Annotated in this window: 14 protein-coding genes; 8 read left to right on the top strand and 6 right to left on the bottom strand. The window is 71.4% G+C overall.

Translation table 11 applies throughout. The features are described 5' to 3' along the window. Positions 1-41: 41 nt before the first annotated feature. Positions 42-368: a hypothetical protein gene (locus tag LE548_RS27740; RefSeq protein ID WP_225099693.1), complete on the top strand. Its 327-nt coding sequence runs from the start codon at positions 42-44 to the stop codon at positions 366-368. 117 nt (positions 369-485) lie between these two features. On the opposite strand, the gene LE548_RS27735 is transcribed toward LE548_RS27740, so the two are convergent. Then, positions 486-1,307 (bottom strand): hypothetical protein, encoded by an 822-nt coding sequence (locus LE548_RS27735; protein ID WP_225099692.1) that lies wholly within the window; start codon positions 1,305-1,307, stop codon positions 486-488. Positions 1,308-1,597: 290 nt separating this feature from the next. Here LE548_RS27735 and purN point away from each other — a divergent pair, with 290 nt between their 5' ends. Both purN and purH read left to right on the top strand, forming a co-directional pair. Next, a complete protein-coding gene (purN, locus tag LE548_RS27730) occupies positions 1,598-2,236 on the top strand; it encodes a phosphoribosylglycinamide formyltransferase (RefSeq protein ID WP_225099691.1) in 639 nt (212 codons plus the stop codon). Further along, positions 2,233-3,807 (top strand): bifunctional phosphoribosylaminoimidazolecarboxamide formyltransferase/IMP cyclohydrolase, encoded by a 1,575-nt coding sequence (gene purH, locus LE548_RS27725; RefSeq protein WP_225099690.1) that lies wholly within the window; start codon positions 2,233-2,235, stop codon positions 3,805-3,807. The genes purN and purH overlap by 4 nt, the downstream gene beginning before the upstream one ends. 253 nt (positions 3,808-4,060) lie before the next feature. Here the strand turns inward: purH and LE548_RS27715 are convergent, their stop codons facing one another. The 4 genes from LE548_RS27715 to LE548_RS27700 all read right to left on the bottom strand — a co-directional run bounded on the left by LE548_RS27715 (position 4,061) and on the right by LE548_RS27700 (position 7,685). Continuing rightward, the gene (locus tag LE548_RS27715) at positions 4,061-4,540 is read right to left on the bottom strand and encodes a hypothetical protein (protein ID WP_225099689.1); all 480 of its coding nucleotides are present in this window, start codon (positions 4,538-4,540) and stop codon (positions 4,061-4,063) included. A gap of 124 nt (positions 4,541-4,664) precedes the next feature. After that, positions 4,665-6,239 carry a protein kinase gene (locus LE548_RS27710; protein WP_225099688.1) on the bottom strand — a complete coding sequence of 525 codons (1,575 nt, stop codon included), beginning with the start codon at positions 6,237-6,239 and terminating at the stop codon, positions 4,665-4,667. Then, on the bottom strand, positions 6,236-6,973 hold the full coding sequence (locus LE548_RS27705) for an FHA domain-containing protein (protein ID WP_225099687.1): 738 nt from the start codon (positions 6,971-6,973) through the stop codon (positions 6,236-6,238). The genes LE548_RS27710 and LE548_RS27705 overlap by 4 nt, the downstream gene beginning before the upstream one ends. A gap of 151 nt (positions 6,974-7,124) precedes the next feature. After that, positions 7,125-7,685 carry a hypothetical protein gene (locus LE548_RS27700; RefSeq protein ID WP_225099686.1) on the bottom strand — a complete coding sequence of 187 codons (561 nt, stop codon included), beginning with the start codon at positions 7,683-7,685 and terminating at the stop codon, positions 7,125-7,127. Between the two features lie 269 nt (positions 7,686-7,954). Between LE548_RS27700 and LE548_RS27695 the strand changes: the two genes are divergently transcribed. The 4 genes from LE548_RS27695 to LE548_RS27680 all read left to right on the top strand — a co-directional run bounded on the left by LE548_RS27695 (position 7,955) and on the right by LE548_RS27680 (position 12,122). Continuing rightward, positions 7,955-8,809, top strand: a complete 855-nt coding sequence (locus LE548_RS27695; RefSeq protein ID WP_225099685.1) for a bifunctional methylenetetrahydrofolate dehydrogenase/methenyltetrahydrofolate cyclohydrolase — start codon at positions 7,955-7,957, stop codon at positions 8,807-8,809. Continuing rightward, positions 8,799-9,260: a DUF3017 domain-containing protein gene (locus tag LE548_RS27690; protein ID WP_225099684.1), complete on the top strand. Its 462-nt coding sequence runs from the start codon at positions 8,799-8,801 to the stop codon at positions 9,258-9,260. Before LE548_RS27695 ends, LE548_RS27690 begins: the two co-directional genes overlap by 11 nt. Before the next feature lie 252 nt (positions 9,261-9,512). Continuing rightward, complete coding sequence (locus LE548_RS27685; RefSeq protein ID WP_225099683.1) at positions 9,513-10,685, top strand: DUF2690 domain-containing protein; 1,173 nt, start codon at positions 9,513-9,515, stop codon at positions 10,683-10,685. A 447-nt stretch (positions 10,686-11,132) separates the two neighbouring features. Next, positions 11,133-12,122 carry a malate dehydrogenase gene (locus LE548_RS27680; protein WP_225099682.1) on the top strand — a complete coding sequence of 330 codons (990 nt, stop codon included), beginning with the start codon at positions 11,133-11,135 and terminating at the stop codon, positions 12,120-12,122. A gap of 6 nt (positions 12,123-12,128) precedes the next feature. Here LE548_RS27680 and LE548_RS27675 read toward each other — a convergent pair whose 3' ends face one another. Further along, positions 12,129-13,526 carry an MFS transporter gene (locus tag LE548_RS27675; RefSeq protein WP_225099681.1) on the bottom strand — a complete coding sequence of 466 codons (1,398 nt, stop codon included), beginning with the start codon at positions 13,524-13,526 and terminating at the stop codon, positions 12,129-12,131. 113 nt (positions 13,527-13,639) lie between these two features. Here LE548_RS27675 and LE548_RS27670 point away from each other — a divergent pair, with 113 nt between their 5' ends. After that, positions 13,640-14,557, top strand: a complete 918-nt coding sequence (locus tag LE548_RS27670; RefSeq protein WP_225099680.1) for a LysR family transcriptional regulator — start codon at positions 13,640-13,642, stop codon at positions 14,555-14,557. The last annotated feature ends 83 nt before the right edge of the window (positions 14,558-14,640 follow it).

Raw genomic sequence — 14,640 nt, 5'->3', positions numbered from 1 at the left:
CGGCGTCTCCGGGTTCTGGTCCCGATGCACAAGGAAAGCGAATGGCTGTAAGAAACTCTGAGGCGCTCGAAGTGTTCCTTCAGGTGGCCGCTGATTCGCGAGTCTCATGGCGTGCCGTCGAACTCGCGGGCCGCGGAATCGCGGCGGACGCGGCAGGTGTCATCTGGGTGATGTCGGCAGGGAAACTCTCGCTGGACGGGGAAAAGTTGACTGATCTCCTCATCGAGCAGGGGGATCTGGTCGACGCACTTGCTGATTCATGGCGGTCGTTCGATGGTGGAGATATCTCTGGCACGGATTTCGAGATGCGCCTAGAGGGATTCGTCCTGGGGCTTGAGGGGTGGATTTCCAGGGCCGCCCGAGGGTGATTGTTGCCAAAATCAGAGGCCCCGCCTGCTTCGATTGCTTGCGGGGCCTCTGAGCTGTCTGACGGCAGTAGTCGAAGGCGAGCGGATGTCCCGCTCACACCGCCCTCACACCCCGCCTCAGCTGTTCCCTGCCCCCAGCACCCCCCGCAGCTGCTGCGGCAGCAACTGGTCGCAGGACTGCTTGGCCTCGTGGGTCAGGGCGTCGTTCACGCACGTGTAGTAGTCGCGGTAGACGAACTGGACGGTGAAGGTCGAGGCCACCAGGACCAGGGCCAGGGAGGCGGTGACCAGGCCGCCCACCGCCGCCGTCACTTGGGGGCGGCCGGTGCCGGGGGCCGGCGGGGTGTTCGGGTCGGGGGTGCGGGGCTTGGCGCGCAGGGCGCTCACGCCCCAGTACAGGGCCAGGGCGCCCAGCAGCAGGGCCACGTACGGCCAGCCGAACAGGACGAAGAAGACCGACCACATGCCGGACAGGAGCGCGTAGCGCGCGCGGCGCTGGGCCGGGTCCGTGGGGTCCCAGCGCAGGCCGCGGCCCGAGCTCGATCCGCCGCCGGGGCCCTGCGGGCCGCCGGAACCGGGGCGCTCGCCGAAGCCGCCGGGGGAGCGGCCGGGCTGGCGGTCGCTCCACTGGCCGCCCCACAGGGAGCCGCCGCCGGGGCCACTGCCTCCCCAGGGGTCGCCGCCCCCGTTGCCCCCGTTGCCCGAGCCGGAGTCACCCGAGCCGCCCTCAGGGCGTCGGGGCTGCCACGGCCGGTCCGGGGTGCCCTCCGGGGGCGGGGCGAAGGGGTTGTCCGACTGGTGCCCTGTGCCGTGCCCGTCGCCGTCCCCCGGCGCCTCCGGCGGGGAGGTCGGGCGCTCCCGCAGCAGGACGGCGCCACGCTCTCCCCCCTGGTCGGGACGCGAGGGAAACGTGAGGAGTCGCAGGCTGCGATCGGGCATCAAGAGAGCGTCTTCCCCTAGGTGGATACGGCTGGATCCGGCTGGATACGGCTGTCCGATGTGAGCTTCCACCCCGGAAACGCACCGCACCGCGTGCGCGTTCCCGAGCCGGTTCCTCCCGAACGCTACCTTCCGGCCAGACCCCCGTCCCCTGGGGGCTGTCCGGTGTGCCGGTATCGTTGCTGGCGGTCGGCTGCTTCGTAGGGTTCCCCGTATCCAGGGGCGCGAAGCATTCGTACGAATGTACAAGACCCAGGTCGTATCCGAGATCCCGAGAAAGGGCCTCCTCCGTGGCCGCCACCCACGCTGCCCCCGCGGTCAAGCGTCTCGTCGTGCTGGTCTCCGGATCCGGCACCAACTTCCAGGCGCTGCTCGACGAGATCGCGCGCACCGGAGCCGAGCAGTACGGCGCCGAGATCGTCGCCGTAGGGGCCGACCGTGACGGCATCGAGGGGCTCGCCCGCGCCGAACGGGCCGGGCTGCCCACCTTCGTCTGCAAGGTCAAGGACTTCGGCGGCCGGGAGGAGTGGGACGCAGCCCTCACCGAGGCCGTGTCCGCCTACGAGCCGGACCTCGTCGTCTCCGCCGGGTTCATGAAGATCCTCGGGAAGGAATTCCTCGCCCGGTTCGGCGGGCGGATCGTCAACACGCATCCCGCCCTCCTCCCCAGTTTCCCCGGGGCCCACGGCGTCCGCGACGCGCTCGCGTACGGCGTCCGGGTCACCGGCTGCACCGTCCACTTCGTCGACGACGGCGTCGACACCGGCCCGATCATCTCCCAGGGCGTGGTCGAGATCCGGGACGAGGACGACGAGAGCGCGCTGCACGAGCGCATCAAGGAAGTCGAGCGAAGGCTGCTCGTCGAGGTCGTGGGGCGGCTCGCCCGCAACGGCTATCGCATTGAGGGACGAAAGGTAGTTATCCAGTGACCGCCCAGACCAACGACAGCAGCAGCAAGCGGGCCATCCGGCGCGCGCTCGTCAGCGTCTACGACAAGACCGGGCTGGAAGAGCTGGCGCAGGGGCTGCACGAGGCCGGTGTCCAGCTCGTCTCCACCGGCTCCACTGCCTCCCGGATCGCCGCCGCCGGCGTCCCCGTCACCAAGGTCGAGGAGCTGACCGGCTTCCCCGAGTGCCTGGACGGCCGGGTCAAGACCCTGCACCCCAAGGTCCACGCGGGCATCCTCGCCGACCTGCGGCTGGACAGCCACCGCGAGCAGCTCGCCGAGCTGGGCGTCGAGCCGTTCGACCTCGTCGTCGTCAACCTCTACCCCTTCCGCGAGACCGTCGCCTCGGGCGCCTCCGACGACGAGTGCGTCGAGCAGATCGACATCGGCGGCCCGTCGATGGTCCGTGCCGCCGCCAAGAACCACCCCTCCGTCGCCGTCGTCACCAGCCCCGAGCGGTACGCCGACGTCCTCGCGGCCGTGAAGGCCGGCGGTTTCGACCTCACCGCCCGCAAGCGGCTCGCCGCCGAGGCCTTCCAGCACACCGCCTCCTACGACGTCGCCGTCGCCTCCTGGTTCGCCTCGTCCTACGCCCCCGTTGACGAGTCGCAGTTCCCCGACTTCCTCGGCGCCACCTTCGAGCGCGAGAACACCCTGCGCTACGGCGAGAACCCGCACCAGCCCGCCGCCCTCTACGTCGACGGCAGCGGTGGTCTCGCGGCCGCCGAGCAGCTGCACGGCAAGGAGATGTCGTACAACAACTACACGGACACGGACGCCGCGCGCCGTGCCGCGTACGACCACGACGAGCCCTGCGTCGCGATCATCAAGCACGCCAACCCCTGTGGTATCGCGGTCGGTTCGGACGTCGCCGAGGCGCACCGCAAGGCGCACGCGTGCGACCCGGTCTCCGCGTACGGCGGTGTGATCGCCGTGAACCGCCCGGTCAGCAAGGAGATGGCCGAGCAGGTCGCGGAGATCTTCACCGAGGTCATCGTCGCGCCGGACTACGAGGAGGGGGCCCTCGAAGCCCTCACCAAGAAGAAGAACATCCGCGTCCTGAAGGCCCCGAGCGCGCCCTGCAACCGCGTCGAGGGCAAGCAGATCGACGGCGGCCTCCTGCTCCAGGTCACCGACCGCCTCCAGGCCGACGGCGACGACCCGGCCAACTGGACCCTGGCGTCCGGCGAGGCGCTGAGCGAGGCCGAACTGGCGGAGCTGGCCTTCGCCTGGAAGGCCTGCCGCGCGGTCAAGTCCAACGCGATCCTCCTCGCCAAGGACGGTGCCTCGGTCGGCGTCGGCATGGGCCAGGTCAACCGCGTCGACTCCTGCAAGCTCGCCGTCGAGCGGGCCGGTGAGGAGCGCGCGCGGGGTTCCTACGCCGCGTCCGACGCCTTCTTCCCCTTCCCGGACGGCCCCGAGATCCTCATCAACGCCGGTGTCCGGGCGATCGTCCAGCCGGGCGGTTCGATCCGTGACGAGCAGGTGGTCGAGGCCGCGCAGAAGGCGGGCGTGACCATGTACTTCACGGGCACGCGTCACTTCTTCCACTGAGTTCGCACCACACCGTTGTGCCGCTGGGGCAGTGCTCCACCCCCCAGCGCTCGGCCACCGCGTCGACCAGTAACAGGCCCCGGCCGGACTCCTCGTCCGCGCCGGGGCTTCGTCGTACGAGCCAGGCGTGGGCGTCGGGGTCGGTGACTTCACGGCCCCGTCCTCCTCATCCCCGCCCTCGCCTGGGTCCCAGACGGCCTCCGGCCCTCCCCCGAGGGAGCCGGAGGCCGTCTGGTCTGCTGGGCCACCGAGGTCAGCAGGGGCGCAGGGAGTAGACCGGGTCCCAGTTGGCCGTGCCGGCCTCGTAGGCCGTCGAGGTCCAGCGGAGGCTGCCGTCCTGGTTGTAGAAGCGGGCGACCGTGCCCGGGGTCTGGTTGTTGGTGAACGGGCCGTCGCCGGTCCAGTTCTGGACGGTCCACGTCTGGCACTTGTAGAAGTCGAACTTGGTGCCGTTGACGAGCATGCACAGGTGGCCGTAGGCGCAGTCCAGGTCCTTGGCGCTGACGCCCTTCGCGGCCTTGGTGAGGGTCAGGCCGTCGTAGCGGACCTGGTCGGCGGAGGACGAGAGGGCCTTCGGGTGGCCGGCGAGGACGTGGTCGGCGACCTGCTGGACGCTGGTGACCCGGGTGCCGTCCGGGGCGGCGGCCGTGGCCGCGACCGTGGAGCCGGCGACGAGAGCGGTGGCCGCGATGAGCAGTGCGGCGGGCTTGGCGATGTTCACGTGTTCCCCCATGTGAACGGTGGTGCAGGAACTGTTGTGGTCGCTCCGCCGCGATGCCGTGCTGCCGTGGCGCCGTGGCGGAGTGGTCATACCGTCCCAGCGGCGCCCGCCCGCCGGTACCTGTGAAGTCTCAGGGTCACTTCTTCCCCGGGGGCGCGTACTCCTGGAGGTAGTGAGCGACGCGGGCGCAGTAGTCGCGGTACTTCGGGGGAACTCCGCCCGTGTCGTTCACCTTCTCGTACGACGTCCGGTAGGAGGCGGCGAGCAGCACCCGTTTGTCGCCGGGCAGGCCGGGCTTCAGGTGGGGGTCCATGTAGCACAGGTAGCGGCCCATGGCCGGGATGGAGACGGAGGGGGTGAGGGGTGGAGTCGGGGTCGCGGACGCGGGGATGCCGTTGTCCTGCATCCACCAGCGCAGCACGTCGGGGGTCCAGCGGGCGATGCCGTACTCCATGTTGCCGGGGTCGGAGAGGCTCGGGTCGAAGTTGCTCTCCGCCTTGAGCATCGCCGCGATGAGTGCGGGAGTGACGTCGGGGCGGGTGCAGAAGTGGGCGGCGTCCACGATGAGGCGGCGGTACTGCACCGGGACCCCCTTGTCGGTACGCAGCTCCGAGGCGCCGTAACGCGCCAGGGCGGCCGTGTCGGTGCCGTCCCCTGTCCAGGTGCCGATGCCGTAGCCGAGGGCCGCGAGGGCGACCGTGGCGGCGGCGATCAGTGCCGGGAGGCGTTTGCGGCGCAGGCGCAGGCGCAGGCGCAGGCGCGGGCGTGGTGAGCGGGGCGTGCCTGCCGCCGCCTCCACCCGGCGTAGCAGTGCCTCCGTCGTGACGCGGTCCGCATGTGTGCGGGACAGGCAGTCACGGACGATCTCCCGCCAGGCGTCCGGCAGTTCGGGGGACAGGCGCAGCTCTTCGGTGCCGCGCGCGTAGGCGGCCGCCGCGTCACGGCGGGCCGACGGGGTGGCGCCGGGGAGCGGGAAGGAGCCGGTGAGGACCAGGTGGGCGAGGACGCCGAAGGCCCAGACGTCGGCGGAGGGGCGGATCCGCCGGCCGCGTTCGCCGATCTCCGCCCACAGCAGCTCGGGCGAGGTGTAGTCGGGGGTGGAGAAGGCGGGGGTGTAGGCGTGGGTGCCCTCCAGTTCGGCGGCCATGTTGAAGTCGGTGAGCTTGGCCGAACCGTCGGCCATCAGCAGCACGTTGGCCGGTTTGAGATCCCCGTGCACCCAGCCGGCGCGGTGCAGCTGGGCCAGGCCCTCGCAGATCTGGGCGAGCAGGGCCGGACCGGCCGCCGGGCGGGGGTCGGTGGCGAGCAGGGCGGACACGGACCCTTCGCCGCGCTCCAGGACGAGGACGGTGGCGCCGTCGAGGGCGGGCCGGGCGGGGTCGTCCAGGACGAGGGTCTCGTACATCCGGATCAGCCGGGGGCGGCGCAGCCGGCGGTGCAACTCGACCTCGCGGTCGATGAGTTCGCGCAGGTGGGCGAGCTGGCGTGGGGTGTTGGTGCCGGTGGGCAGGAACTTGAGGGCGGCGGTGGCGGGCAGGTCCGGGGAGTCCGGCGAGTCCGGGGAGTCCGGCGAGTCCGGGGAGCTTACGGAGTCCTCGGCGCGCCGGGCCGCGTACACGCTGCCGAAGGCGCCCGTCGCGATCGGCTCGCGCACCTCCCAGACGCCGGCCCGGTAGCCCCTGGGCACCGGTACGGCGTACGGCTCGGTCACCGGGCCGCCCGGCTGACCGACGTGGTCAGCACGACCAGGTCGTCCTCGCGTACGACGTCGAAGCGGAGCGCCAGGGAGACCAGGGACTCCTTCTTGCCGTTGAGCCGGGGTCCCGGATCGGCGCTCTCCGGACCGGGTTTGAGCCGCAGCTTCACGGCGAGGTAGTCGATGTTCCACTGCACGGAAGTGCGGGTCGCGGAGGGCCAGTTGGGGCGCAGCCGGTCCACCACCTGGTCGACCGTGGGCAGCGGGGCGTGCGGGTCGCCGCGCAGGCGGGGTTCGCACAGGGCGGCCAGGACGGCGAAGTAGCGCTTGGTGCGGTCGACGGAGAAGGCGGCGGCGGTGGTGTCGCCGTCCGGTCCGCCCTCGCCGCATCGATAGTCGTGGCGCGGGGCCCAGACCTCGATGGGCAGCAGGTCACCGGCGGCGGGCAGGACGATCCGGGAGAACTCGAAGGGGACGGGTGCGTCCAGCCGGCCCGGCCCGACCTTGATGTGCTCGCCGGCGCCCTCGGGGTTCTCCACGACGTACGTCTGCCGCGCCGACAGGTTGCTCAGTATCCAGAACGTGCCCTGGGCGGTGAGCTCGCCGGCCCGACGCGAGACCCCGTCGTGCGGGATCGGCAGGCCGCTCTCCGGCGCCCGCCCGAAGGTGAGGCGTTCGCCGGGGGCGAGGTGGATCTGCTGGCGGTCGTCCTCCGTGGTCGGCGGAGGTACGACGATGATGCTGTACACGGTGTGTCTCCCCGTGCCTGACGGTTAGCCGGGTCGGTACGGCTACCCAGGCCAGCCTAGGGGGACACACCAGGGCCGTGCCTCCCCCCTGATGGGTGAGACACGGCCCCGGATGCTGATTGGCGCGAATTGGTCTGTCCCGCGCACCGGTTCAGTAGCGCGGGCGGTTGAACCAGGCCTTGCCGTTGGAGCCGCCCACGAAGCAGGCGATCAGGATGCCGAGCACCAGGTGGATGATGCCCAGGACCGTGAACGGGTAGACCGCGAGGACGGCGGTGAGGATGCCGAAGACCAGGGCCGTGACGCGCAGGCCGTTGCCACCGGTGTTGAACTTCGAGGCCAGGACGGCCGCCCACACCAGCCACGCGAGCGCCAGCGCCGTGAAGGCCCAGATCACGCCGACCGGGTAGTCCCGGAGGGTGGACGGGAGGGAGACGGAGCTGTCGTCCTTGGCCTTCTTGATGGCCACACCGGCGAAGGCGAAGATCGCCACGCCGATCACCTGGAGGCCGACGATCACCCACAGCAGCACGCGGGCCGCGCTGACGTTGCCCGGCATGGCCGTCATCGGGGCGCCCATGCCGTAGGGCTGCTGGACGGGCGGCGCGGCCGGGTAGCCGTAACCGGGCTGCTGCGGCTGCTGCGGGTAGCCGTAGCCCTGCTGCTGGCCCTGCGGGGGCCCGTAGGGGTTGTTCGGGTCGCCGAAGCTCATGGTGGTGTTCCTCCGTGGTCGAGTGCGGGGACGAGGCGCGGCACCGCACGGAGGAATCGTTTCTACAGATGCGGTTCGTCCCCCCGATGAGCTGCCCGCTGCACTGTGTGCTCATCGTTCTTGACCGGATATGGGCTTGTCCAGCCGAAGAGTGGAGGTGTTGTGCAAGTGCAACACAGTTGATCAATGCATGGGTGGAGTGGTATCCGGATGGGAACCCTGGGCCTCCGGATTGGAACCGAGGCCCGGTCATCCGCGAGGATGGGGGTATGACCGCCCAGATTCTCGATGGCAAGGCCACCGCAGCCGCGATCAAGTCCGATCTGACCGCCCGCGTGGCGGCGCTGAAGGAGAAGGGCGTCACGCCCGGCCTCGGCACGATCCTGGTCGGGGACGACCCCGGCAGCCAGAAGTACGTCGCCGGCAAGCACCGCGACTGCGCCCAGGTGGGCATCGCCTCCATCCAGCGTGAACTGCCCGGCACCGCCACCCAGGAGGAGATCGAGGCGGTCGTCCGCGAGCTGAACGAGGACCCGGCCTGCACCGGTTACATCGTCCAGCTGCCGCTGCCCAAGGGCATCGACGAGAACCGCATCCTGGAGCTGATGGACCCGGCCAAGGACGCCGACGGGCTCCACCCGATGAACCTCGGGCGCCTCGTCCTGAACGAGCCGGCCCCGCTGCCCTGCACCCCCAACGGCATCCTGTCCCTGCTGCGCGCCCATGGCGTCGAGATCAAGGGCGCCGAGGTCGTCGTCGTCGGGCGGGGCGTGACCATCGGGCGTCCGATGCCGCTGCTGCTCACCCGGCGCAGCGAGAACGCCACCGTGACCCAGTGCCACACCGGCAGCCGCGATCTGTCCGCCCACCTCAAGCGGGCCGACATCATCATCGCGGCCGCCGGCTCCCCGCACCTGATCCGCGCCGAGGACGTCAAGCCCGGCGCCGCCGTCCTCGACGTCGGTGTCTCCCGCAACGCCGAGGGCAAGATCCTCGGCGACGTCCACCCGGACGTGACCGAGGTGGCCGGCTGGATCTCTCCGAACCCCGGCGGTGTGGGCCCGATGACCCGGGCGCAGCTGCTGGTCAACGTGGTCGAGGCGGCGGAGCGCAGTGCCGGCTGAGGGCGCCCGCGCGGGGGCGGCCACCCGCGGCACGCAGCCGGCCGAGGGGGGTCCCGAGCGGCCCACTCGTCGCTTCCCGCGGATCACGAGGGACACCGCGCGGCCCGAGGGCGGCGGCCGTGCCGCGTCCGGTGCCGCGCCGGCCCCCGCCCGGCAGTGGCCGCTGCTGGTCGTGCTGGGCACGGTCGCGCTCGGCCTGCTGCTGACCTCGCTGGACCAGTTCCGTCCGGGCACGCTGCTGATCGGCGTCGCCCTGCTGGCCGGCGCGGTCATGCGCTGGCTGCTGCCCGGCGTCGGCATGCTGGCCGTCCGCTCCCGGTTCACGGACATCAGCACCTACGGCGTCCTCGGCCTGGCGATCGTCCTGCTCGCGATGATGGCCCAGCCGAATCCATGGCTGCAGATCCCGTTCCTGAAAGATCTCCTGCACGTGACGCTCAGCAACAAGTAGCGCCGCTCGTTCGCGACGGTTCGCCCCCCCGAAGAGGGGCGAACCGCCGTCGCGATTCAGCCTTCCTCCCGTGAACTGCCTGTTCAACGCCTGTCCTTGCGCTGTGGCACGGAAGTGACCGTTCCGCTACGGTGTCCGCGCGCGCCGTCCATGCTCCCGCGCGCCCCCATGCCGGGAACTGGGATCCGTAGGCAGGGCATCCTTGTGGGTAGCCAGGACGGGGAACGGGCGGGGGAACGTAGGGGGGAAGCGATGCCTCGTTGGAAGGATCTGCCGGACGATCTGGATCCGCAGATCAAGGAGTTCACCACTCAGATACGGCGCCTCGTGGACCGCAGCGGGCTGAGTGTCGCGGCTCTCGCGGACCGCACCGGTTACAGCAAGACCTCCTGGGAGCGGTACCTCGGCGGCCGGCTCCTCGCACCCAAGGGCGCGGTCGTCGCGCTCGCCGAGGTCACCGGCACCAGTCCCGTCCATCTGACCACGATGTGGGAGCTGGCCGAGCGCGCCTGGAGCCGGTCGGAGATGCGGCACGACGGCACCATGGAGGCGATCCGGATCTCCCAGGCCCGCGCCGCGCTGGGGGAGTTCGGCGCGGCGGAGGCGACCGGGGGGCCGTCGGGGCGGGTGTCGGGAGGGTCTTCGGGGCGGTCGTCGGAGCGGCCTTCGGGGCGCAAGAACGGCAGCGCGACGGTGACTCCGGGCATCGCCGGTCCGGCGGGTGTCTCACCGACGATCCCACCCCAGCCGACGGGCGCCGACGCCGACGCCAGGGACGCCGAGGGGATCGGGGACAAGAGCGCCGGGCGCAGGGCCGATTCGTGGGGGGCGGCCGGGTATCAGGGGCCGCCCCGGGCGAACGCCCGGCCCGGCTCGGATCCGGGCGACCCGCAGGCGCCCCGGCCGGCCGAAGGTGCGCCGGAACCGGGGAGCGGGGGCCGTCAGCGGCTGACGATGTTCCTCGCGGGGCTCGTCGGTGTGCTCGTCGTCATCGCCGCCGTCTTCTTCTTCACCGACCGCAGCGGCGGCAAGCACCAGGACGCCGCCCCGCCGCCGTCGCCGACCGCCACCCGGCACGCGAGCCCGCCGGCGGGAGGCAAGTGCGCCGGCTCCGCCTGCACCGGCAAGGACGCCGAGGCGATGGGATGCAGCGGCGACCTGGTGAGCACCGCCAAGACCGCCACCGTGGGCACCACCACCCTGGAGGTCCGCTACAGCAAGGCCTGCGGCACCGCCTGGGGCCGGATCACCGGGGCCACCCGGGGCGACAAGGTGGAGATCTCCGCGGGCCCGGTCCGCCAGACGGGTGAGATCACCGCGACCGGCGACGCCATCGCCTACACCCCGATGGTCGCCGTGAAGAACGCGACCGACGCCAAGGCCTGCGCGACCCTCGCCTCCGGGCGGACGGGGTGCACGAAGTGACCGGGTGGCCGACGTAGCGGATGAGGCGGTCGACGTAGCGGATGAAGCGGTCGACGTAGCGGATGAAACAGGAGAAATCGCGCCCGCGCGAAATCGTGCGGGTGAAATTCCGGGACGGGACGCATGGTCCGTCGGATCCGGGGCACGCGAACCGTACCCCCCACGGGAGTCCGGCATGCCGGTACTTCCCCCCACCGGCGGCCGCCTCCGTCCCCCTCTCCCGGACCGGCGGCCGCCGCTTCGTTCGCCCTGCGTCCGCCTGCGTCCGCCTGCGTCCGCCGTATGTCGGCCATGTGTCCGCCTTGTGGGGTGAGCCACACGGCCCGGGACGTCTCGCATGCCGGATGCGCGATAGCCTGACCGCTGGATCGATCTCTTGACGCCAAGAGATCGATCATCCGCCCGGGGCCGGGAAGCCCTACCGCCAGTTGTCCTACGGAGAACGCCATGACCCGCACTCCCGTGAACGTCACCGTCACCGGCGCGGCCGGCCAGATCGGTTACGCCCTGCTCTTCCGCATCGCCTCCGGCCAGCTGCTCGGCGCGGACGTACCGGTCAAGCTGCGCCTCCTGGAGATCACCCCGGCGCTGAAGGCCGCCGAGGGCACGGCCATGGAGCTGGACGACTGCGCCTTCCCGCTGCTCCAGGGCATCGACATCACCGACGACCCGAACGTCGCCTTCGACGGCACCAACGTGGCTCTCCTGGTCGGCGCCCGCCCCCGCACCAAGGGCATGGAGCGCGGCGACCTGCTGGAGGCCAACGGCGGCATCTTCAAGCCGCAGGGCAAGGCCATCAACGACCACGCCGCGGACGACATCAAGGTCCTCGTCGTCGGCAACCCGGCGAACACCAACGCGCTCATCGCGCAGGCCGCCGCGCCGGACGTCCCGGCCGAGCGCTTCACCGCGATGACCCGTCTGGACCACAACCGCGCGCTCACCCAGCTCGCGAAGAAGACGGGCTCCACGGTCGCCGACATCAAGCGCCTGACCATCTGGGGCAACCACTCCGCCACCCAGTACCCGGACATCTTCCACGCCACCGTCGCCGGCAAGAACGCGGCCGAGGTCGTGAACGACGAGAAGTGGCTGGCCGACGAGTTCATCCCGACCGTCGCCAAGCGCGGTGCCGCGATCATCGAGGCCCGCGGTGCCTCGTCGGCCGCCTCCGCCGCCAACGCCGCGATCGACCACGTGTACACCTGGGTCAACGGCACGGCCGAGGGTGACTGGACCTCCATGGGCATCCCGTCGGACGGTTCCTACGGTGTTCCGGAGGGTCTGATCTCCTCCTTCCCGGTCACCACCAAGGACGGCGCGTACGAGATCGTCCAGGGCCTGGACATCAACGAGTTCTCGCGTGCGCGTATCGACGCCTCGGTCAAGGAGCTGGAGGAGGAGCGCGACGCGGTGCGCGCGCTCGGCCTCATCTAAGACGCCTCATCCAAGACCTGCGTGGGCCCTGCTTCGGTTTTCTGCGAAGCGGGGCCCACGTGCGTCTTCCCCGTACCCGGCGATCACCAGCACTGTCGCCACCAGCACCACCACCCCCACCGTCCGCAGCGCCGGCCCCATCCCGTGCAGGAGGTCAGTGTGAGCGGACAGGATCGTGCCGGTGACGGCGACACCCAGCGCGGCCCCCGTCTCCCGGGCGGTGGTGCCCAGGCCGGAGCCCAGGCCCGCCTGGTGGGCCGGAAGTGAGGTGACCACGCCGTAGGTCAGGGCGGGCATGCACAGGCCGGCGCCCGATGAGATGACCAGCAGCCAGACCACGAACACCGCGTACGGTGTCGTCGCGTCGGCCGTGGACGCGCCCAGCAGACCCAGGCCGATCAATGCCAGACCGGACCCTGTGACCGCGCGCGGCCGGCCCGCCCAGCGCGTCGCCAGCTTCTGCGCGCCCGCCATGCCGACCACCAGCGGCATGATCGCCACCCCGGTGACGGCGGCGCCGTAGCCCTTCACGCCTTGCAGATACTGGGAGTTGACGAAGAACAGGGCGAACAGGCCGAAGAACGCGGTGGCCGTGCCGAGGGAGGCCGCTCGCAGCCGGGGGGAGCCGAAGACCCGGGGGTCGAAGAGCGGGGCCGGCGAGCGCAGGGCGTGCAGGGTGAAGGCGCTGATCAGCAGCGCGCCCGCCGTGAAGGCGCCGAGGATGCGGGCGGAGGTCCAGCCGTAGGCCGGGCTCTCGATGATGCCGAACAGGACGGCGACCAGGCCCGCGGTGAGCAGCAGGGTGCCGAGGGGGTCGGGGTTGCTGCGGGCCGAGCGTTCGGTGCGCGGGGTCGTGAGCGCGACGGAGGTGGCCAGGACGGCCGTCAGCGGGACCATCGCCGCGAACAGGGCACGCCAGCCGAGGAACTGTCCGGCCAGTCCGCCGCCCAGGTTCCCCGCCGCGCCGCCCACGCCGATCGCCAGGGTCCAGGCGCCCATGGTGCGGGCCCGCTGCTCCGGCGCGGACAACTGCATGAGGATCGAGAGGGTGGAAGGGGTGATCAGGGCGGCTCCGGCGCCGGACAGGCCCCGGCCCGCGATCAGCACCGCCGGGCCGGTGGCGAGGGCACTGGTGGCGGCGCCCGCCGCGAACAGGGCGAGCCCGGCGAGCAGGGCGCCCTTGCGGCCGTACCTGTCGCCGAGCGCGCCGGCCGGGATCAGCAGCCCCGCGAAGACGATGACGTAGGCGTCGACCGTCCACAGGATCTCGGTGTGCGAGGGGTGCAGGGAGGACGAACTCAGTTCGGGGATCAGCAGGTTGACGGCGGCGACCATGCTCTGCGCGACCAGGACGCAGGCGCACAGCGCGAGCAGGACGGGGCGTTTCAGGGCGTGCGCGGGCACGGCTCCTCCCGGGAGCTTCGGTGGGGTGGTGGGGGATGCACTCTCGTGTGCCCTCACCGTAGGCTCGGCACTGACCTGCACTCTAGTGCAACCTTTGCAAGGGACACCTGCACATGACGCAATCCACGGGGCTGGACCTGAATCTGCTGGTCGCGCTGGACGTGCTGCTGGAGGAGCAGAGCGTGCAGGGCGCCGCGCGCCGGCTGCATCTGTCCGAGCCCGCCATGAGCCGTACCCTCGGCCGGATCCGCAAGGCGCTCGGCGACCCGGTGCTGGTGCGGGCCGGGCGCCGGATGGTGCCCACCCCGCACGCGCTGGCCGTGCGTGCCGAGGTGAGCGCGGTGGTGGAGCGGGCCCGTGCCCTGTTCGCGCCGGGCCGGGACGCCGATCTGCGCACCGTGTCCCGGACGTTCACGATCCTCGGCCACGACGCGATCGCCGCCACCCACGGCGCGACCCTGTTCGCCCGCGCCGCCCGCGAGGCCCCCGGGATCCGGCTGCGCTTTCTGTCCGAGAGCCATGTCGACGCCCCGTTCCTGCGCCAGGGCACCGCCGATCTGGAGGTCGGGGTGATCGACACGACCGCGCCCGAGGTGCATGTGGAGACGGTCTACAAGGAGCGCATGCTCGGGGTCGTACGGGCCGGACACCCGCTGCTCACCGGGGAGTTGACGCCCGAGCGGTTCGCCGGTGAAGCGGGGCATCTGATCGTCTCCCGGCGGGGCCGGCAGTACGGCCCGATCGACGACGCGCTGGCGGAACTCGGCCTGGAACGCCAGGTGGTGGGCAGCGTCGGCACCTACCCGGCCTCGCTGTTCGTGCTGCGTGAGACCGATCTGATCGGGCTGATCACCTCCTACGGCAGCACGCTGGCCCACGCCCTCGGGCTCGCCACCTTCGAGATCCCGCTCCGGCTCCCGGTGGTGAGGATCGGTTTCGCCTGGCATCCGCGCCATGACGCCGACCCCGCCCACGCCTGGCTGCGCGACTGCGTACGCCGGCTGATGCGCGAGGAGTCAGCCGGCTGCTGAGGCGGGTTCAGCGGGAGCACGTACGGTTCGAGGCCGCCGAGTCATCCGCGCAAGGCAGCCCTGGCATGCCCTCCACTGAAAAC

This window comes from Streptomyces sp. CoH27 (genome assembly GCF_020181035.1).
Lineage (GTDB): Bacteria > Actinomycetota > Actinomycetes > Streptomycetales > Streptomycetaceae > Streptomyces > Streptomyces camelliae.
This window is presented reverse-complemented; position numbering and strand designations above follow the sequence as displayed.

Bases quoted from the DNA above. Each gene is read 5' to 3' on its own strand.
- LE548_RS27740 (WP_225099693.1), top strand. From the start codon at position 42: ATGGCTGTAAGAAACTCTGAGGCGCTCGAAGTGTTCCTTCAGGTGGCC.
- LE548_RS27735 (WP_225099692.1), bottom strand. From the start codon at position 1,307: ATGCCCGATCGCAGCCTGCGACTCCTCACGTTTCCCTCGCGTCCCGAC.
- LE548_RS27715 (WP_225099689.1), bottom strand. From the start codon at position 4,540: ATGGGGGAACACGTGAACATCGCCAAGCCCGCCGCACTGCTCATCGCG.
- LE548_RS27700 (WP_225099686.1), bottom strand. From the start codon at position 7,685: ATGAGCTTCGGCGACCCGAACAACCCCTACGGGCCCCCGCAGGGCCAG.
- LE548_RS27695 (WP_225099685.1), top strand. From the start codon at position 7,955: ATGACCGCCCAGATTCTCGATGGCAAGGCCACCGCAGCCGCGATCAAG.
- LE548_RS27685 (WP_225099683.1), top strand. From the start codon at position 9,513: ATGCCTCGTTGGAAGGATCTGCCGGACGATCTGGATCCGCAGATCAAG.
- LE548_RS27680 (WP_225099682.1), top strand. From the start codon at position 11,133: ATGACCCGCACTCCCGTGAACGTCACCGTCACCGGCGCGGCCGGCCAG.
- LE548_RS27670 (WP_225099680.1), top strand. From the start codon at position 13,640: ATGACGCAATCCACGGGGCTGGACCTGAATCTGCTGGTCGCGCTGGAC.